Origin of the sequence: Bacillus sp. DC4300-2b2, from assembly GCF_049895685.1 — a bacterium.
Lineage (GTDB): Bacteria > Bacillota > Bacilli > Bacillales > Bacillaceae > Bacillus > Bacillus safensis.
In genome coordinates, this window is record NZ_JAFCSW010000007.1 from 55,817 (window position 1) to 75,140 (window position 19,324).

Here is a 19,324-nt window from a genome sequence, read left to right on the forward strand (position 1 = left end):
TCATCCAATCATTTAAACGTAAACAGCTGTTTATGAGGACATCGTGTTAAATAACTGAAATATAAAAAGACCAGCCATTGAGCTAGTCTTTCAAAATAGGATCCGATCATAACGTCGAAATATCAATCACAAACCGGTAACGCACATCACTTTTCAGCACCCGCTCATACGCTTCATCAACTTGATTCGCGTTGATGACTTCAATTTGTGGTGCGATGTTGTGGGCAGCTGCGAAATCGAGCATTTCTTGTGTTTCTTGGATGCCGCCAACGAGTGAACCAGCTATGCTGCGGCGGCCGGAAATTAATGAAAAGACGTGGAATTGATCCGGTTTAGGCGGTGCACCGACGTTCACCAAGGTCCCATCTACACGGAGTAAGGACAGATAGGCATCCACATTAATGTTGGCAGAGACCGTATTGAGAATGAGGTCATACTGACCGGCTAGTGTCTGAAACGTTTCAGGATCACTTGTAGCAAAATAGTCTTTTGCGCCAAATGATAGTGCTTCTTCTTTTTTATTCAAAGAGCGGCTCAATACCGTCACATCAGCGCCCAGAGCACTCGCGAATTGAATGGCAACATGGCCGAGTCCACCCATTCCGACGATGGCAACCTTTTTGCCAGGGCCTGCCTTCCAGTGCTTTAATGGAGAATAAGTTGTAATGCCAGCACAGAGAAGAGGGCTTGCGGCATCAAGAGGCAGTTGATCAGGAATGCTGACGACAAATCGTTCAGTCACGACAATTTTTTGACTGTAGCCGCCATAAGTCGGTTCCCCGTCATAGTCACGGCTGTTATACGTTTGCACGACCCCTTTCGTGCAATACTGCTCGTCTCCATTTTGACAATATTCACAGGTGCCGCAGGAATCCACAAAACAGCCAACGCCTACACGGTCTCCGATCTGAAACTTCGTCACATCATCCCCTACAGCTGCAACGACCCCAGTAATCTCATGACCAGGAACCATCGGGAAAATGCCGCCGCCCCATTCATCAAAAGCGCTGTGGATATCTGAATGACAGATCCCGCTAAATTGAATATCAATTAAAATATCATGTGGACGAAGCGCTCTTCGTTCAATGGTCGTCCGTTCAAAATTCGCTTTTGCGTGTGAAACACTTAAAACATTTGATTGGTGCGTCTGACACATTCTTGATCATCCTTTCAAAAATAAGATTCGATTCTTTCTTCTATACTGTACTTCTTAAAGTGAACTATAAGTCAACAGAAAACCTTCTGTAATAACAAATTCAGGCTTTTACAACATTCTTGAATCGAGAATTGAGCCAAAAGCATCTTGCTTTCTTTTTCAAAATGGAGATGATGAGGAAAGGGAGAACGGAAGGTAAGGGAAAGAAGGAGGGCACAATGAAAATAGCACAAGCAGCAAAACAGCTCGATTTATCCACTGCGACACTTAGATATTACGAAAATATTGGTTTGATTAGGCAGATCAAACGTGACGATCATGGGATTCGTGATTATACAGAGGATGATCTTCAATGGATTGAATTTATCAAGTGTATGAGAAATGCAGGGCTCTCGATTGATGCGCTTAGAGAATATACAGCCTTATTTTTTGAGGATGATGATCATACGTTATCTTCGCGAAAAAACATTTTGGTCAATGAACGAGAAAGACTCGTCCAAAAACAAAAGGAAATCGAAGAGACCATTAAACGATTGGATTTCAAAATAGAAAGTTATGAAGATATTATCCACAATCATGAGAAAAAACTCGCTCATCAGCTGAAAACCCATTCTAATTAAACGAAGAAAAACCTGTGACAAGTCACAGGTTTTTTTGATAGAGTTATCTTTTTGTGTAACGCACCCAGTTATAATGTGCGTGGAGTGGTGTAACACCGTTGTAGGAACCAAGCCATTCATCGACACCTGCACCATTCCACAGGTTCATCATAATTTTCCCTGGTGTTTGAGGAATTTGTGTGGTGGCGGTATGCTTTAATTGTCCATCGACATACCATTTGATGGAGTTTGGCTGCCAGTCAAATGCATACGTGTGATAAGAGTTCGCTGCATCGAAACCAAGGTTGACGATCTTTTCATGATTTCCTACACCATTGGTATAGTAGTTAAACTGTACCTTTGTCGTATCTTTTCCTAGAAATTCAATGTCAATCTCATCCCAAGGCGTGCCATCAGTCGGTCCCGTATAAGTGAAGAAAGAAGAGACGATCCCCACATTTTTGGCGGGCTTCATGTTGACTTCATATAACCCATAGCCGTATGTTTGAACGGAGCGGTTTTCTCCGCAGTCAAACTTGTTATAGGAGGGACTTGTGAGCGATAAACGCATTTCACCTGCTGAGGTCATAGACACATTATTTGCACGCCACGTACAGTTAAACATGTTTCCATTCGAGTATCCATCGGCTTTTTGCCATAACCCCGTATTATAGTTGTTAAAAGGTTCATAAAACGATCCACCCGTTTGTGCCGAGGCACCCACAGTAAATGTGGACAAACTCAAGACTAATCCAGTGACAACCAGCATCAACATTCGTTTCATACGGTACATATTCGCATTCTCCTCTCCTTTTTGTGGAAGCGCTTTCTTTATTGATCATACATGATTCTTTCAAAAGGGAAAATCGGTCTAAATAATGATAAACAGTGTGCATTATTTAATAGAATTGAAAGAAGGATCATAAGTAAAAAATAATGATTGACATTGCGGACAGTTGTCCGTAAGATAATATCGGGACAATTGTCCTAAGAAAAACCTAAAGTGTTTTGATTTAACACATAGAGATAAGTGTCATGTGGATGAAGGTAAAGAAGGTGAGCATGGTGGAAAAGGATATTGGGGAGGAAATTGAAGAGATCGCATTCTCCTTGTTTCAAGAATTTGGTGTAGAAAATGTCAGCATGCATAAAATTGCGAAAACAGCTGGAGTTGGGCAGGGCACTCTTTACCGCCGCTACGCCAATAAAAGTGATCTGTGCCTTTCTATCCTTGGGGAGAGATTTGAACAGCTGATCCCAGCTTTGCATCTTTACTTGAGCAAAATAAGTGATCAGCCGGTCCGTGAACGTTTGCGCTATGTTCTCGAAGAAATTCATCTGATCGTCGGTCACCATCTAGACTGGATTCGGATGCTCACAATCTCTGGGAATTTAGAGCAGACAAGTAAAGTGTATGAGAGTCATTACAGTCAATCACTCAGACAAATCATTCGTGATTTGCTCGAGGAAGCGAGAGAAAAGGGAGAAGCGAACATACAGGATATAGAATTGACAACGTTATGTATGTCCTCTCCAATGACGCCTGAGCTCATGTTTTATATACATGAATCTGGCTATTCAATCGAAAGAATAGCTCAATTTGCTGCAGAAAAACAGATTTTATCCGTCTTTCAATAGACATTAAAGTGGCTCATTTCTGACCACCCTGACTTCCTAAGGTTCATCTAAATTGAAAAAGAAAAGGAGCCAACTTAATATGAACAAACAGAAAGCAGCAGCTTCTGAAATTCGAACGCTGCCCATTATTATTTCTTTTATCACAGCTGGATTTATTGGTCTGTTCAGTGAAACGGCATTAAACATGGCGCTGAGAAGTTTAACGTTAGACTTTGGAATTGAAGCGACGACTGCTCAGTGGCTGACAACAGGATATTTATTAACACTTGGTATTCTCGTACCGATTTCAGGACTCATTCTTCAATGGTTTACGACAAGACAGCTTTTCATTACATCGCTCGTCTTTTCGATCATCGGAACATTTATTGCGGCGGTTGCGCCGGTCTTTAGTATTTTAATGGTAGCACGTGTCGTGCAGGCAGTCGGTACAGCATTGCTTCTGCCATTGATGTTTAATACGATTTTGGTCATCATTCCACCTCATAAACGAGGCAGATCAATGGGGATTATTGGTCTTGTGATCATGTTTGCACCAGCTGTCGGCCCGACCGTCTCTGGTCTTATTCTGAAATCGTTGACTTGGCATTGGATTTTCTGGATTTCACTTCCTTTATTAATTGCTGCACTCGTATTTGGTTATATCTTTATGCAAAATATTACAGAACCAACAAGACCGAAAATCGACATCTTATCAATTGTGCTTTCAACCATAGGTTTCGGTGGAATAGTATATGGCTTTAGCAGTGCTGGGGAAGGCGGCGGCTGGAGCAGTGTGCATGTCATCGTTGCAATTGTAGTTGGTGTCATAGGGATTCTCGTGTTCTCCTTAAGACAGCTAAACATGAAAGAACCAATGCTGAACTTAAGCCCGTTTAAATATCCGATGTTTGTCATTGGGCTACTTCTGATTTTAGTGTGTATGATGGTGATGCTGTCTGCTATGATGATTTTGCCATTGTATCTGCAAACGTCCTTGGCGCTTTCTACATTTACAGCAGGTTTAATGCTATTGCCAGGTGGAATTATCAACGGACTGCTATCTCCAATCATGGGGGGTCTATTTGATAAGTTTGGTCCAAAATGGCTTGTCATTCCAGGTCTTGTCATTGTCGCAGCGACGATGTTTGGCTTTACGAATCTAAGTGTGAATACGTCGATTGGATTCATTGTAACCCTTCATATTACCTTAATGATCGGAATCGCGATGATCATGATGCCTGCTCAAACCAATGGATTGAATCAGCTGCCGCCAGAGCTATATCCGCATGGTACAGCGATTATGAATACATTGCAGCAGGTGGCAGGAGCCATTGGTACTGCAATCGGTATCTCGATCCTTTCATCAGGAACCCGCAGCTTTATGGAAAATGTGTCTGATCCCGCAAATCCGATGAATAAGCTGCTCGCCTTTACAAATGGTGTCCAGCATGCATTTATCTTTGCCGTGATCATGACCGTCATTGGATTGATTATTGCTTTCTTCATTAAACGAGTGAAGGTAGAACAGCAAGTATCATAAGAGAAATGAAAAGCACTGAGGACATAGCGCCGCAGTGCTTTTTTTCAATAAATTAGTCTTTCATCAAATAATAATGTCATTAAATATGAAAATAAATGAAAAAAAAAGAGTCGTACATAATGGTAACTATTGAAATTAATGATGTGAGATAATCTGATAAGTTATTTCAATGTTTTTTTAAGGGTTTTAAATATCCCTTATTCACTTTATAAAAAACCGAACTAACCATTATTGGCAGTTCGGTTTTTTGTACGATCAGATATTCCAAATATCTATCTTAATGGTTGTTAATCAGCTATTTACTTTAAGGGTACGCAAATATTCAGAGAATTTCTCAAGACCTGCTTTTAATACATCTGTTGAACATGCGTAACCGATACGAACATATCCTTCCATATCAAAGCAAGAACCTGGCGTTAAGAATGTGCCATTCGTTTTAAATAGGTCAACGCAAAATTCTTCTGATGAAACAGGGTAATCGTATTTCAGCATAGATGTTGTGCCTGCACGTGGCTTTACGTAGGAGATTGAAGGTTCGTTTTGAACCCACTCATCTAAAATAGCCAGATTATCTTTGATAATTTTGCGGCTTCTCCCTAGGACTTTGTCGTAGTTTTTAAGAGCATGAACGGCTAACATATCGTCAAGCACACCACAGCTGATTGTTGTGTAATCACGGTGTTTTATGCATTCAGCGATCACATCACTTGGACCTGCAATCCAGCCAAGGCGCAATCCGGCTAATGAAAATACTTTTGACATACTTGATGTACTGATTCCTTTTTCATATAAATCAGCAACAGATGGCACAACAAGGTTATCTTCCTGTAATAGGTTTCTGTATACTTCATCGCACAGCAAGTAAGCATCACATGAGCGTGCAATTTCTACAATCTCTTCAAGCATTTCTCTCTCAATAATAGCACCTGAAGGATTATTCGGATTGTTGATAATAATCAATTTTGTTTTTTCGTTAATCAGAGACTTTAATTCGTTTAGATCCGGCAGGAAGTTATTTTCTGGTCTCAATGGCAGCAAATCTACATCCGCGCCAAATGAAGCAGGCACATCATATAACTGCTGGTATGTTGGGTGTACAGCAATTACATGATCTCCTGGCTCAATAAGAGAATAGAGCACTAAGAAGTTTGCACCAATTGCTCCATTCATGACAAGTACATTATCAGCTTCAACTGTCTCATACAGGCCAGATACTAAGCTTTTAAACTCTGGAGATCCTTCAATATGTCCGTATGTTAATTTTTTCTTTCCGACTTCATTGAAAAAATCTGCCGGATTTGTGCCGTCGATTCCAATCAACTCATTTACAGTGAAAGATTCAACACATGTTTCCGCAATATTATAAACGGCCTCTTGCTCGTATAAATTCATCCAATGTTCTACAGCAAATGTTTTAATATTCATCCGATTAACTCCTTTGTAAGTATTATTTATTTTTTGATACGTAGTCTTTTGGTAAAGAATACTTTCTAAAATCTGCTTATTTAAAAGGCTATCGATCAGTTACAGCTTTGTCGACATCCCAATTTGTTTTTCTTCTGCCTGTTCTAGAACATAGCTCGCTGTCAATAGATCTTGAAGAGAGATGCCTGTACTGTCAAAAACCGTGATATCTTCTGGAGAAATGCGTCCTGGTGCTTGATTTGTAATCACTCCTCCAATTTCCGAAATGATGCTATCTTTTGCGATGATGCCTTTTTTGAATGCAGTTTCAAATTCTCCTACCGTAACAGACTGTTCATGGTCATCAACGAATATGCGAGCATCAGTTAAAATATTTTCATCAATTTCCTGTTTTCCTGCCATGTCTGCACCCACACACGAAAAATGAGTACCCGGCATTACCCATTCTTTTAGAATAATTGGTTGGCGTGCTGGAGTAGCCGTAATAATAATATCTGCATTTCTCGTAGCTGATTCAATATCATTAACCGGCGTATACTCAATCTCTATCTTTTGAAGCATTTCTACATAAACTTCCGGGTTTTGTTCTTTAGTTTGAGCTAACAGCTCTTTTAACTTGCCTTTGATGTCTGCACAAAACTGACCAGCTCGGTCAAATGAATGAGCATTATACACTCGAACTCTTTTGATATGGTTCATTGTCATTAAAACAGCTAAGATTTGATAAGCTGCAACATGACCTGATCCTACCATAAGCAATTCTTCTGAATCTTTTCTTGCTAAATATTTAGCTCCAATTCCACCAGCTGCTCCGGTGCGCATCATGGTCATATACTCACCGCTCAAGATACCGATCGGAAGGCCTGTACGGCTGTCAAGAACTAAGACAGTACCAACAACAGCAGGTAAGTTTTTAGAAGGGTTGTCACCGAACCAGGAAACAAGCTTTAAACCGAAAATGCCTGCTCCTGACAATTCTCCTGATTTAATATCCATGTCCGCTTTACCAGGTTCGAACTCGTGAAACACCATTGGGAATAAAGAAGCTTCTTTATTTTCTTTTAACACGTAAGCTTTTTCTACGATATCGATTACATTTTTCATATCAAGAATAGCTTTGATATCTTCATGATTTAATACTTTAAATGGGTACATAATATTCTCCCTTTCCCTTACTTCGTTCTGCTCTTTATCAATCTATCACAGGATGAAAAAAGCTAAAAATTAATTAATTTAATAGTATGCATTAGAAAACTTTAGCGATATATCATAACCTTAAGAGTAAGGAGATGATATGGTTTTTTATTGGTGTTTTAAATCAGGCAATTCAATAGTTACCAATAAAAAATGAATGATTCTTATCAAACTTTTAGATTCTACCGTTAAAATTTTTGATATAATGATTTGATTGCTATTCTCTTCAGAGCATCTTGTCTATGGGATTATATGGTTAACCTTATATCCTATGAGAAAGATGATTATTTTATATACTTTTGGTTAGGAGCTTTTGTAGGCTATAAAAAACATAGATAGTGAGATGAAGGTTAAATGGAACTCAGAAATCTAAAAACTTTTCAAGTAGTAGCCAATGAATTGAATATGACCAAAGCTGCAAAGATCTTAAAATATACTCAACCCACTATTACTTTGCAAATTCAAGTATTAGAAAGGGAACTAAACCATTCTCTATTCACCCGTATTGGAAAAAAAACGTTTTTGACGCCTGCTGGAAAAAAATTAAAGCAGCATACAGATAGATTATTTGAATTAATGGAATATATGGAAAGAGACATGGAAGAGTTAAATGGTCCTTCCGGAAGTCTAACTGTTACAGCTTCAGAATATTATTGTACGAATCACCTTTCCCTGCTGCTTAGTTCTTATACAAAATTGCATAAACAAGTTAAGCTGCGCCTCATGCCAGCAAACAGCCTTATAGCTGTTGATAAAATTTTAAATAATGAAGCAGACATTGGGATTGTTGCAGGAGAAGTTGATTCCTCAGAATTAGAAAAGTTTGTTTTAGAAAGGGAAAAGGCGGTGTTGGTTGTCTCCGCCGAGCTTGCCAAAAACCGTTCTAAAGAAGAGATTATAGAATCCTTTCCGTTTCTCGCTTATCATGAACATTGCGGTTTTAGCTCAATTACAGAGCAGTGTTTTTCTGAAATTAACACCCGTCCATCTTCTATCATTGAATGCGGGGGAAGTGATGAAACGATTAGGCGGGCAGTTTTAAATAAAACCGGAATCGCCTTGCTTGGTGAAAATATGATTAAAGAAGAATTAGCAGAGGGTATTCTTATCCCTTTGCATTATTGTGAAAAACCAATTGAAACATCTGTCGTATATTTAAAAAGTCGTTCAGAAGGACCAACCATTCAATCTTTCTGTGAATTGCTCAAAGAAACTTGGTTTGCAGTTACAGATTGATCGTATTTTAGGTTTTTTGCGTAATATAAAAACGAGTTTCCACGTTTACATTGAACATGGAAAACTCGTTTTCTTCTTTTTTCATTCTCTTAGTATCGTGTGTTAAATTCAGTGCGTTACTTAGCTTTATTGATTAGTTTAGCTAATAAACGTCTACCTTCTTCAATGTCTTCTCTTTTTTATTTTGATTATTCCAGTAAGGTGCTGCTGATTCAGTAGAAGGAAAAGAGGAAATAGGAACGAATGAGTTAAGAAGAAATGAATAAGATAGGAGTCTGAGATCATGAACTTAGAAGAACAAATCAAAATCGCTGCTTCATTACGCCAGCCATCTGAAGGTTCATTAGCGAGTCAATCGGAACTAAAGCCAGTAAATCCTCCTGATGTGAACAAAATGGAATATGACATTCCAACAAGTGCTGGCGAAACAAAGGTGTGGGTGTTTAAGCCAGTGAACACATCAAAGCAGCCGCTTCCTGTTTTTGTGAATTTACATGGTGGAGGATTTATCATGGGCAGTGCTGAAATGGATAATCCATGGTGTCCAGTCATTGCAGACCGGGCGCAATGTATCGTGGTCAATGTTGAGTATCAGCTTGCACCTGAGCACCCTTTCCCAGCCGCTCTTCATGAATGCTACGATGTACTGAAGTGGCTGTATGAACATCCTGATGAGCTTCAAATCGATCGGACTGCATTAGCCGTTGGCGGACATAGTGCAGGAGGAAATTTGGCAACGGCTGCTTGTCTATTGAATATTCAAAAAGGAAATACACTCCCAATTGTTTATCAGGTGCTTGATTATCCGCCGCTTGATCTAGCCACTGATCCAGCACAAAAGCCAGCGTTTGAAGAAGCGATTCCAGTTGAATTGGCGAGACTCTTTAATTCCTTCTATCTGCAAGGCCAAGATCCGCGCAATCCGCTCGTTTCTCCGGTTTTTGCAGATCGTTCATCCTTGGCACAAATGCCTCCAGCTCTCGTCATCACAGCAGAGAAGGATTCGCTGGCTGAAGAAGCTGAGCAATATGCTGCCAAGTTAAAAGAAGCTGGGATAGACGTCACGTATAAACAATTTAAAGGAGTTCCACACGGCTTCACGCACGCCGGAGATTTAGCCATAGCTGAAGAAGCTTGGCATTTGATGGGGGATCAACTAAAGAAGGCGTTTGAATAAGAAAAGTAGAGTGATTCAAAAACACATGATTCAAAAGCACAGGAGACAATGGGCCTGTGCTTTTATTATTGTTACTGAAAAAAAGCGTCAGATATCTTTCCTCATTGTCGATATAATAGAGAAAATAGATGATTTCTAAAAAAGGAGCTAATGAAATGAAAAAAGAACAGCTACAGGCATTTTGTCTTTCTTTAAAAGGAACAACCCATGATTATCAACCTGAGTGGCAGGCAGATCGTTATCATATCGGCGGAAAGATGTTTGCTATGATGGGGGGAGATGCTAACCGAAAGCCTGTCATCACTTTAAAATGTGATCCTCATCGTGCTGAAGAACTAAGAGAGATGCATGAAGGAATTATTCCTGGCTACTATATGAATAAGACTCATTGGAATTCCATTTATCTTGATGCAGACATTCCATCCTCATTTATAGAGGAGCTAATCGAACATTCCTACCAATTGGTTTTTCAAAAATTAACAAAAAAATCTCAACATGACATCCTCCAAAATGATTCAAAAGGAAGTGACTGAGGAGCTGTACTAAGTTTGACATGATGCCCTTTGATTCTCTTCAAAATTGACTTGAGCGAAACGCTGTCGTTATAATTTAACCAGTAAGAAGACACGAATAGGGGGATATAAAATGGGCTATACAGTCATTACAGGAGCAAGCTCAGGTATTGGATATGAGGCGGCTCTTGCCTTTGCAGCACGAGGGGGAAATCTTATATTAGCTGCACGCCGGCTCGATAAACTCCAAGAATTGAAGAAAAAGATTCATGATCAATATCCCGATATCAAGGTAGTCATACAGTCAGTCGATTTAACAAACATAGAGCAAGTGTATTCATTTTATGAATCATTGTCAGATTATGAGCTGGATACGTTTATAAATAATGCAGGGTTTGGTCACTTTGGCTCTATAGGAGAACAAGATTTAAGTAAAATTGGGGACATGCTTCATCTGAATATCGAAGCATTAACGATTCTATCCACCTTATTTGTTCGTGATTATGAGCATGTAGAGGGAGCGCAGCTGATTAACATTTCTTCACGAGCAGGCTATACAGTCGTCGGTAATGCTGTCACCTATTCAGCAACGAAGTTTTACGTGAGCGCCTTTACAGAAGGGCTGGCCCTAGAGTTGAAAGGAAAAGGAGCCAAATTACAGGCAAAAGTATTAGCGCCATCCGCGACAGAATCAGAATTTGCAAAGCGTTCATTGGATGTAGACGAATTTGAATATGAAGGCAATTTCAAGAAATATCATACATCAAAAGAAATGGCTGCTTGTATGCTTGAGCTTTATGACAGTGAAAAAACAGTCGGTATTGTGGACGGAAAGACATTCGAATTTGAATTGAAAGATCCAATCCTTTCACACGCTGGTACAGTTATGAAATAAAGATTCCATCACTGAGGTAGATATCCTCAGTGATTTTTTTTTTTGGCATGATTGACTGTGCGGTCAAGCATCAGAGGAGATCTGGTGATTTATGTAACATAAACATTGTACGTCCTGCGAAAATCGCTCAAAATGGATACCAATATTTGATAAGAAAGAGATATACACGCTTTATCTAATTTTCTTTCAATACTCAATTTAATTACAGCAAATTTAGGTATTAAGAATTGAATAAATCTTTAATATAATGCCCCTTTTTACCTTAAATTGGTTCTATATCTTTAGCCTCATGCCGATGAATGAAGGTATGGTATAAAGTAAAGCCTATAGAAAGAGATTTAGCCATGAAATCCATCAAATGAGGAAAAGAGATGATCCAATGAACATGACAAAATGGTTAGGTGCTGTCCTTCTTTCTGTTTTATTACTAGTGACAGCAGCTTGTGCGAACACAGGCACTCAAGAGAATACTCAAAGCGAAAAAGAAAACGCATCCAATGAAACAAAAGAGAAAAACAATGCGGTTGAAACAGGGAATAAGTCCTTATCAAATATTAAGGTATTAGCCACAGGTGGGACGATTGCTGGCAGTTCAGACAGTGATACAGATACGACGGGCTATAAATCTGGTTCACTTGGCATTGATAAAGTCATTGCTTCAGTTCCACAGCTGAAGGATATTGCAAATGTCACCGGTGAGCAGGTTGCGAATGTGGGCAGTGAAAATGTTGATAACGCTCTTCTTTTAAAATTAGCCAAGCGAGTGAATGAACTATTAAAAGATGATCAAGTGGATGGCATTGTCATCACGCATGGAACAGATACACTTGAAGAAACAGCTTACTTCTTACATCTGGTTGTCAAAAGTAATAAGCCTGTGGTGGTCGTTGGCTCAATGAGACCAGCATCGGCAATTAGTGCGGATGGTCCGCTTAACTTGTATCATGCGGTGAAAATTGCATCAGCCAAAGAAGCAAAGGGCAAAGGGGTCATGGTCACATTAAATGACCGAATTGCATCAGCTCGATTTGTTACGAAAACAAACACGACCACAACTGATGCCTTCAAGTCACTTGAGCAAGGATACATCGGAGAAGTTGCTGGTGAAGTGGTGTCCTTTTATAACGAACCGACAAGAAAACATACGACTGAAAGCGAATTTGATGTATCGAAGATAAAAGAATTGCCGCAAGTCGATATTTTATACGGCTATCAAAATGATCAAAAATATATGTATGATGCTGCAGTAAAAGCAGGAGCGAAAGGGATTGTCGTAGCCGCAGCAGGAAATGGAACGATGTCAACAGAAGCCATCAAAGGAGCAACAGATGCAGTGAAAAAAGATGTGGTTCTCGTGCGATCAAGCCGAACGGGTAATGGAATTGTCACCCACGAAAAAACGGATGATGAACATCACTTTGTGTCGTCTGATTCATTAAACCCGCAAAAAGCACGCATTCTGCTCATGCTGGCACTCACGAAGACAAAAGATCCGGATAAAGTGCAGAGGTATTATGAACAGTATTGATGAAGAAAAAGACCCGAGTAATATCGGGTCTTTCAGCGTGTAGACAAACCCTCGCATTCTTTGTCAGTCCTGCGCGCTGGTGCTCACGAATGTCAAATTCGCTCTGCGCCAGTGCTCGTCCTTCCTAGACTTCAAAGGTTTTCTATCACGCTGAAAAGAAGACAAAGAGCTAAAATAAAAATTATTTTAGCCCTTTGTCAACAATTTAAAAGACCCGAGTAATATCGGGTCTTTTTTTAAGCATGATCCTGAGGTTCAGCACGCTCCTTTAAAGAGAGTAAAATATCTCGCCAAATATCGTCTACATCTGTAAGAAAGTGCCCCGCTTGATCTATATAATGGGTTTTGACGTTTGGAATCGCCCGAGCTATTTTTTCTATTTCTACAAATGGAGCCATCGTATCTTCTTTTCCATGCCAGACATCAACAGGGATTTGAATATCTTTCATATCGAATGCCCATGGCTTCGAAAGTAAAATGGGTTCACGAATACATTCATCCACCGATTGACGAGTCGCTTCATGTAAATGTGTCATCATCATCTCTAACTGCTCATCGGTTTGAAGGAATTGCCGATCCCACGGATGTAAATGCTTGTTCCCGTTTTTGGCCAGATTCTTAAATTTCTCTGGTTTGTTCTCAATCATTTTCTTCTGGGAACGATAGCTTGCTTTCAATAGCCAAGGAAACTTCTTACTAAGGAAAAAAGCCAATTTGTTTTCTTTCAGCATGCTTTTAGGCGGTTTCCCGTTCTGAAAAGGAGTTGTACTTGAGATCAGAGCAGCTGAAAGGACGCGATCTGGCAATTGATAGGCACAACCAGCAGCGAATGCGCCGCCTCCAGATACACCCATCACTGAAAAATGTTGAATGCCAAAATCATCTGCCACTTCCAGCACGTCTTTTGCCCAGTCTAAAATTGTACGGTCAGGTAGAGGGGTAGATAAACCAAATCCAGGTCGATCCAAACAGATGAGACGAATGCCGAGCTCTTGAGAGATTGGATCATCATCTAAAAACATCACTCTTGATCCAGGTGTTCCATGAAAAAAGAATACTGGAAACCCCTCAAGATCACCGTATTGAGTCAAACCGATGTGACGGCCATCTTGTAAATGAATGCTTTTCATATTTTCATCCCCTTAATAGTTTACCTAGCTTAAATGTTGATGAGAGAAACACCGTATTAAGGCGCTTCTTTCGCAATCTGATAGATTTTTTCGTAAAGAGATAGTAATGTTTTTAAATCTTCTTTTGGAAGCTTTGCATAGTATTTTTGAATAAGGTGCAATTGAATGTCTTCCGTATTCTTGTGATAGTCATGGCCCTTTTGAGCAAAATCAACAATGATTTCTCTTCGGTTATGTGGATTAATTTCCCGTTTGACATAGCCGAGCTGCTCAAGCTTTGATACAAGCTGGCTAGCTGCGCTGGCAGAAATCGAAAAGTAATCAGCTAATTCATTGATTGTTCTCGTTTTCGTGCGCAGTAGCTCAAGCGTCAGTTCTTGTTTGGCTGATAAATCTGCATACTCATGTTTTAAAAATCGCTGATACTCTTCTACATAAATTGAGCCTAGAGCATTCGAGTATTCAATGATTTTTTTACTGTAATGAATAATTTCCTCATCCAATGACATCACCTCTATTCTATTATAGGCACTCTTTATATTTAAGTGAAGTTAAATATAAAGGGAAATTAAATGAATGATGAACACGTAGTAGGCCAAGGCAGCCATGAAAAGGTGCATAAGAAAAATGCGTATAAGTCCTTTTTAATGATAGAGCAGATGACTGTTTTGTTTGTTCTCACATGAATTACGCCTTATGAATCGATGCCTTTTTCATTGTATTATGAGGAAAATCCATTTATAATAAAAAATAAACCAACTGGTCGGTTTTATTTTGTTCGCATTAAGAAATGTAGGGTAGAAAGGGATTGTGACACATGACAAGTACACAAAGCGGGGCTGGAAAGAGTGAGAAGACGAAGCAAAAAATCGTCACCGCTTCTCGTGATTTATTTGCGAAAAAAGGTTATTCAGAAACATCCGTGCGCGATATTTTAGAGGCTGCTGAGGTGAGTAAAGGCAATCTCTATCATCATTTCAAAGGAAAAGAGTTTTTGTTTCTTCATATTATGGAAGAGGATCATCGTTTGATGATGGAAACGTGGCATGAGGAAAAGAAAACACTGAACCGAGCTATTGAAAAGCTTGCCGGATTTGCAGAGCTGCTCAGTCAAATGGGGATTAACTACCCATTAATGAGAGCGAGTGAGGAATTTTGCGCCAGCGCCTTTACATCAGACGAAGTCATGGAACGGCTGAACAAGATTGATGTCGATTTTGATGATGTGATGAGAGATATCTTACTTGAGGGAAATGAAGATGGCAGCTGGTCGATCCAGCATGTGGAGTCAAAAGTGAAAATATTACTTTCCGTTTTTTATGGATTAGACGTGTTATATAAAAATGACACCATTGAGCAGAAGAAAGAGTTACAAAAAGAGGCGATCTCATTGTTTATTCACGGAATCAACCATCATGAGTAACAAGTGAGTCAGTAAAGGGGAAACAAACATCATGCAAAAACCGATTCGTGAGCAAAAAGCTGTACTCGTTATTTTATTGAGTAATATTTTTATTGCGTTTTTAGGCATTGGTCTCATTATTCCTGTCATGCCGCTATTCATGAATGTGATGCATCTAACAGGAAGTACGATGGGATACCTTGTGGCGGCGTTTGCCGTTGCTCAGCTCATCGCATCACCGATTGCAGGTAGATGGGTAGACCGCTACGGAAGAAAGATAATGATTGTGTCTGGGCTGTTCCTCTTCGCGTTATCGGAACTCGTTTTTGGTCTTGGAACACACGTGTACGTTCTGTATGTTGCAAGGCTTCTAGGCGGAATTAGTGCGGCATTTATCATGCCTGCTGTCACTGCGTATGTCGCAGATATTACGACCGTTCAAGAAAGATCAAAGGCGATGGGCTATGTTTCTGCGGCCATTAGTACTGGTTTTATCATTGGTCCGGGAATTGGCGGGTTTATTGCAGAATACGGCGTACGCCTGCCATTCTTCTTTGCAGCAGGGATTGCGTTTATTGCCGTCATTTCGTCTATGTTTATGCTGAAGGAGCCTTTAACAAAAGAAGAGCGAGAGAAGCAAATGAATGAAGTGAAAGAATCGACTTTCTTTAAAGATTTGAAAAAATCGATTCATCCTAGCTACCTCATCGCCTTTATCATTGTATTTGTCCTCGCATTTGGATTATCTGCATATGAAACAGTCTTTAGCTTGTTCACAAATCATAAGTTTGGATTTGGTCCAAAAGATATTGCCGTGATCATTACCGTCAGCTCGATTGTAGCAGTCATCATCCAAGTACTTGTGTTTGGTAAACTGGTAAATACCCTAGGAGAAAAAAGAGTCATTCAGCTATGTCTGATTATCGGGGCTGTCCTTGCTTTCGTTTCAACCGTCGTGTCAGGCTTTTTGGTTGTCTTGATTGTCACATGTGTCATTTTCCTTGCGTTTGATTTATTGCGTCCAGCATTAACGACCTTCTTATCCAAAATCGCTGGCAACCAGCAAGGATTTGTCGCAGGAATGAACTCTACCTACACAAGCCTAGGTACGATTTTCGGGCCGGCACTTGGCGGCATCTTATTCGACCAAAATATTCACTTCCCATTTTTATTCGCAGGTGTTGTCTTATTTCTTGGATTAGGCTTAACCCTGATTTGGAAGGGAAAAGTGACAGAAGAGGCAGCGGCAGAATAATGTCATGCAGAAGTAAGAGACCTTTTAACTAAGGTCTCTTTTTTAAATTCCGCCATTGATGCAGAAGAATTCCTTTTGCTAAAAAGAGTCCTGTATGTCAGTAGCTTTTTCTTTATAATGGAAGGGAAGGAGGAAAAAACATGCAACTCTTGGAGCGGCAAAAGATACCATCAATGAAAAAAGGAATTAGGCAGATCGATCCGGCATATCCAGTGTTTGTAGATGCAGTCATGGATGGCGTCATACAAGGGCATCTTTATGTAGATGATAAAGCGCATCCGCTTGTATATTTTCTCGAAGCTTCATGCGGCATTTATTATGTGGCAGGAAGGAGTGAAGCGGAGCTGTTACGCTGTTCAGCCTTCATTGTGGATGTGTACGAAAGGCAGAAAAGACAAAATGCCCGATTCACCATATTTTCAGCAAACCCATTAACAGATGCGTTGATGAAAAAATGTCTTGGGTTATATCTGAATGAAATGGAAAGACATGCGTACGTTTATTCACAGGCCCATTCTCATATCTCTGCACCTTATCCAGGCTATAGAGTAGAGCGGACAAATGAGCAGGTGATGACTGCAAGCAGGGCTTTTCCTCCTAGCTATTACGAAGCCTATTGGGGAGAAACAGCTCGCTTTCTATCAAAGGGAATCGGGATTGCCATTTTAGATGGAGAGAACGTGGTGAGTGAGTGTGTCTCTATTTTTTCAAGTGAGGATCGTGCAGAGATAGATATTTGGACAGATGAGACTTATCGAGGAAAAGGTTTGGCGCTGCTGGCAGCTCAGCATATGATCAGCATCTGTCATGAAAAAAAGAGGACACCGCATTGGGATTGCGATGTCCATCACCAAGCTTCAATCAAACTAGCAGAGAAGTTAGGCTTTCAGAGGATCAAAACCTATCGATTGTTTTATGGTTCATGATGAGAAGGTCTTGAGATACCAAGCATCCATTGCAGAATGCTCGGAGCCTTCAAGCGGTTCTGAAAGAAGAGAAAAGCCGTATCGCTGATAAAGGCCTATAGCCGCTGTTAATTCTCGGCGGGTTTCTAAATAACACGCTTCGTAGTATGTAGAGGCATATTCCAGCGCCGTATCCATCAGTTTTTTGCCCGCACCTTTTCCTTGTGCTTTTGGACTTAAATAAAGCTTTTGTAATTCACATACTCCATTTGTGAATGGAGCAATCCCTACACCACCCACAATCTCACCATGCTCTTCAGCAATCCAATAGGCTGCATGAGTCAATGATTGATAATATTCGAAAAGCTGGTCAAGTTGGGGGTCAGTGTAGGCTGTTCCTTCAATTGCTAGATTCGCTGATTCTAGTGACTGGCGGATAATCGCTGCGATATACGGATTGTCTTTTTGCTCGATGGGTCTAATGTTCATTTGAAGTACCTCCGTTGTTAAAGGTTCAAAAAAGAGAATGGGAGTTGATATCACATGTTTTGGCTGCAAACAGCTATTTTTACAATCGTTATTTTGTGTCTCTCATGGTGGGCAGGGAAAAGAAGCCGGCAGCGTCATGCGGGGTCCATAGTCCCTATATGCTTGATTTTATTTGGTTTGGTTTTATTGATTGTCAGTCTCTTTATTGGTAGATGGGAAGGCATGGCGCTCAGTCTATCAAGCGTCTCTATCGTTCTCTCTTCCATTATTTGTTTAATCATCGTCACTGGGATTCAATTTTTTAAAAAAGATGACCCTTCTTAAGCAGGAGCATCTGTATTCATCATGTTTTTATATTCTTTACGAAGGATGCCCATGATGATGACATCTGAGTATGTACCGTTGAAATAGAGCGCTTGGCGTCTTTTTCCTTCATATTGAAATCCGGCTTTCTCATAGCTTCGAAAGGCCCTTGGATTGTGGGAAAAGACTTCAAGCTCAAGACGGTTGAGTTCTAATGTGTCAAAGGCAAATGCTTGAACCATCCGAACAGCTTCAGTGCCATAGCCTTTTTGAAAATGCTCCGGCCCGTGAAGCGCAATGCGGAAGCTTGCCGTATGATTGATTGGATCAATGTCCACAATCGCCGCATCCCCAATCATCTCTTTCGTATCCAGCAGACAAATGGCGAAATCTCGTCTGCTGTCATCTTGCAAAAAACGGGTATAGGCGGATCGAATTTCTTCTAGTGTGAACGTTTTTCGTGTACCAGTCATATGAAGTGTTTCTGCATGCTGACACCCTCTTTGAATACCAGGATAATCTTGCTCTTCAATCGGTCTCAAAAATATACGAGTCATGACGGATCACCCTCCTCTATATATCGAGAGATTTCAATTAAATTCAGATCAGGATCACGGATATAAACAGATTCAATTGGACCTAATGTACCGGTGCGTCTGACCGGCCCCTCTTCAATCGGGACCACTTGCTTCCGGAGGTGCAGCAGCAAACTGTCCATGTCTAAATCGGTGATAAAGCACAAATCATGAGATCCAGGAAGAGGATGAGCCGCTTTTGGCTCAAATTCATGACCAGCTTCATGAAGGTTGATCTTCTGTAAACCAAAACGAAGCGCTTTACGGCCTTCACCAAAAGTTTCTTCCTTCATCCCTAATACGTTCGTATAAAAGCGAATGGTGTCCTCCATATGTTGTACAGTCAACACGATATGATCAAGTCGTCGTATCATCAGTCTCTCCTC

At 40.3% G+C, this 19,324-nt stretch carries 21 protein-coding genes; 12 read left to right on the forward strand and 9 right to left on the reverse strand.

Translation table 11 applies throughout. The annotated features are described in order from the left end of the window. Positions 1-106: 106 nt before the first annotated feature. The gene (locus tag ACP69X_RS17770) at positions 107-1,156 is read right to left on the reverse strand and encodes an NAD(P)-dependent alcohol dehydrogenase (RefSeq protein WP_248351599.1); all 1,050 of its coding nucleotides are present in this window, start codon (positions 1,154-1,156) and stop codon (positions 107-109) included. 218 nt (positions 1,157-1,374) lie between these two features. Here ACP69X_RS17770 and ACP69X_RS17775 point away from each other — a divergent pair, with 218 nt between their 5' ends. Continuing rightward, complete coding sequence (locus ACP69X_RS17775) at positions 1,375-1,776, forward strand: MerR family transcriptional regulator (protein ID WP_248351600.1); 402 nt, start codon at positions 1,375-1,377, stop codon at positions 1,774-1,776. 43 nt (positions 1,777-1,819) lie between these two features. On the opposite strand, the gene bglS is transcribed toward ACP69X_RS17775, so the two are convergent. Further along, positions 1,820-2,548, reverse strand: a complete 729-nt coding sequence (gene bglS / locus ACP69X_RS17780) for a beta-glucanase (protein WP_041089240.1) — start codon at positions 2,546-2,548, stop codon at positions 1,820-1,822. Between the two features lie 269 nt (positions 2,549-2,817). On the opposite strand from bglS, the gene ACP69X_RS17785 reads away from it, so the two are divergent. Continuing rightward, a complete protein-coding gene (locus ACP69X_RS17785; protein WP_175579070.1) occupies positions 2,818-3,393 on the forward strand; it encodes a TetR/AcrR family transcriptional regulator in 576 nt (191 codons plus the stop codon). Between the two features lie 79 nt (positions 3,394-3,472). Then, positions 3,473-4,912 (forward strand): DHA2 family efflux MFS transporter permease subunit, encoded by a 1,440-nt coding sequence (locus tag ACP69X_RS17790; protein ID WP_426052934.1) that lies wholly within the window; start codon positions 3,473-3,475, stop codon positions 4,910-4,912. 291 nt (positions 4,913-5,203) lie between these two features. Here ACP69X_RS17790 and ACP69X_RS17795 read toward each other — a convergent pair whose 3' ends face one another. Both ACP69X_RS17795 and ACP69X_RS17800 read right to left on the reverse strand, forming a co-directional pair. Next, positions 5,204-6,337, reverse strand: a complete 1,134-nt coding sequence (locus tag ACP69X_RS17795; protein WP_426052935.1) for an aminotransferase — start codon at positions 6,335-6,337, stop codon at positions 5,204-5,206. Positions 6,338-6,436: 99 nt separating this feature from the next. Next, a complete protein-coding gene (locus ACP69X_RS17800) occupies positions 6,437-7,492 on the reverse strand; it encodes an ornithine cyclodeaminase family protein (RefSeq protein ID WP_426052936.1) in 1,056 nt (351 codons plus the stop codon). A gap of 393 nt (positions 7,493-7,885) precedes the next feature. On the opposite strand from ACP69X_RS17800, the gene ACP69X_RS17805 reads away from it, so the two are divergent. From ACP69X_RS17805 to ACP69X_RS17825, 5 genes are all read left to right on the forward strand, one after another. Beyond that, positions 7,886-8,767, forward strand: a complete 882-nt coding sequence (locus ACP69X_RS17805; protein ID WP_426052937.1) for a LysR family transcriptional regulator — start codon at positions 7,886-7,888, stop codon at positions 8,765-8,767. 283 nt (positions 8,768-9,050) lie between these two features. Then, positions 9,051-9,944, forward strand: coding sequence for an alpha/beta hydrolase (locus ACP69X_RS17810; RefSeq protein WP_426052938.1), 894 nt, complete (start codon positions 9,051-9,053; stop codon positions 9,942-9,944). Positions 9,945-10,099: 155 nt separating this feature from the next. Continuing rightward, positions 10,100-10,477, forward strand: coding sequence for an MmcQ/YjbR family DNA-binding protein (locus tag ACP69X_RS17815; RefSeq protein WP_426052939.1), 378 nt, complete (start codon positions 10,100-10,102; stop codon positions 10,475-10,477). Positions 10,478-10,589: 112 nt separating this feature from the next. After that, positions 10,590-11,351, forward strand: coding sequence for an SDR family NAD(P)-dependent oxidoreductase (locus ACP69X_RS17820; RefSeq protein WP_426052940.1), 762 nt, complete (start codon positions 10,590-10,592; stop codon positions 11,349-11,351). A gap of 379 nt (positions 11,352-11,730) precedes the next feature. Continuing rightward, entirely contained in the window at positions 11,731-12,879 is a 1,149-nt protein-coding gene (locus ACP69X_RS17825; RefSeq protein ID WP_426052941.1) for a type II asparaginase, read from the forward strand. Between the two features lie 236 nt (positions 12,880-13,115). On the opposite strand, the gene ACP69X_RS17830 is transcribed toward ACP69X_RS17825, so the two are convergent. Together ACP69X_RS17830 and ACP69X_RS17835 are read right to left on the reverse strand one after the other, a co-directional pair. Beyond that, complete coding sequence (locus ACP69X_RS17830) at positions 13,116-14,009, reverse strand: alpha/beta fold hydrolase (RefSeq protein ID WP_426052942.1); 894 nt, start codon at positions 14,007-14,009, stop codon at positions 13,116-13,118. A 56-nt stretch (positions 14,010-14,065) separates the two neighbouring features. Continuing rightward, entirely contained in the window at positions 14,066-14,518 is a 453-nt protein-coding gene (locus ACP69X_RS17835) for a MarR family winged helix-turn-helix transcriptional regulator (protein WP_426052943.1), read from the reverse strand. A gap of 308 nt (positions 14,519-14,826) precedes the next feature. Here ACP69X_RS17835 and ACP69X_RS17840 point away from each other — a divergent pair, with 308 nt between their 5' ends. The 3 genes from ACP69X_RS17840 (at position 14,827) to ACP69X_RS17850 (ending at position 17,592) form a co-directional block, all read left to right on the forward strand. Continuing rightward, positions 14,827-15,432 carry a TetR/AcrR family transcriptional regulator gene (locus tag ACP69X_RS17840; RefSeq protein ID WP_041089258.1) on the forward strand — a complete coding sequence of 202 codons (606 nt, stop codon included), beginning with the start codon at positions 14,827-14,829 and terminating at the stop codon, positions 15,430-15,432. Positions 15,433-15,463: 31 nt separating this feature from the next. Then, positions 15,464-16,666 (forward strand): MFS transporter, encoded by a 1,203-nt coding sequence (locus ACP69X_RS17845; RefSeq protein WP_058837406.1) that lies wholly within the window; start codon positions 15,464-15,466, stop codon positions 16,664-16,666. A 140-nt stretch (positions 16,667-16,806) separates the two neighbouring features. Beyond that, entirely contained in the window at positions 16,807-17,592 is a 786-nt protein-coding gene (locus tag ACP69X_RS17850) for a GNAT family N-acetyltransferase (protein WP_366204461.1), read from the forward strand. On the opposite strand, the gene ACP69X_RS17855 is transcribed toward ACP69X_RS17850, so the two are convergent. Then, positions 17,587-18,060, reverse strand: coding sequence for a GNAT family N-acetyltransferase (locus tag ACP69X_RS17855; RefSeq protein ID WP_039176786.1), 474 nt, complete (start codon positions 18,058-18,060; stop codon positions 17,587-17,589). The genes ACP69X_RS17850 and ACP69X_RS17855 overlap by 6 nt on opposite strands. A 54-nt stretch (positions 18,061-18,114) precedes the next feature. On the opposite strand from ACP69X_RS17855, the gene ACP69X_RS17860 reads away from it, so the two are divergent. Then, the gene (locus ACP69X_RS17860) at positions 18,115-18,384 is read left to right on the forward strand and encodes a YesK-like family protein (protein ID WP_268502559.1); all 270 of its coding nucleotides are present in this window, start codon (positions 18,115-18,117) and stop codon (positions 18,382-18,384) included. Here ACP69X_RS17860 and ACP69X_RS17865 read toward each other — a convergent pair. Further along, a complete protein-coding gene (locus ACP69X_RS17865) occupies positions 18,381-18,920 on the reverse strand; it encodes a GNAT family protein (RefSeq protein WP_327842333.1) in 540 nt (179 codons plus the stop codon). The genes ACP69X_RS17860 and ACP69X_RS17865 overlap by 4 nt on opposite strands. After that, positions 18,917-19,312, reverse strand: a complete 396-nt coding sequence (locus ACP69X_RS17870) for a VOC family protein (protein WP_024425420.1) — start codon at positions 19,310-19,312, stop codon at positions 18,917-18,919. Before ACP69X_RS17870 ends, ACP69X_RS17865 begins: the two co-directional genes overlap by 4 nt. Between the last annotated feature and the right edge of the window lie 12 nt (positions 19,313-19,324).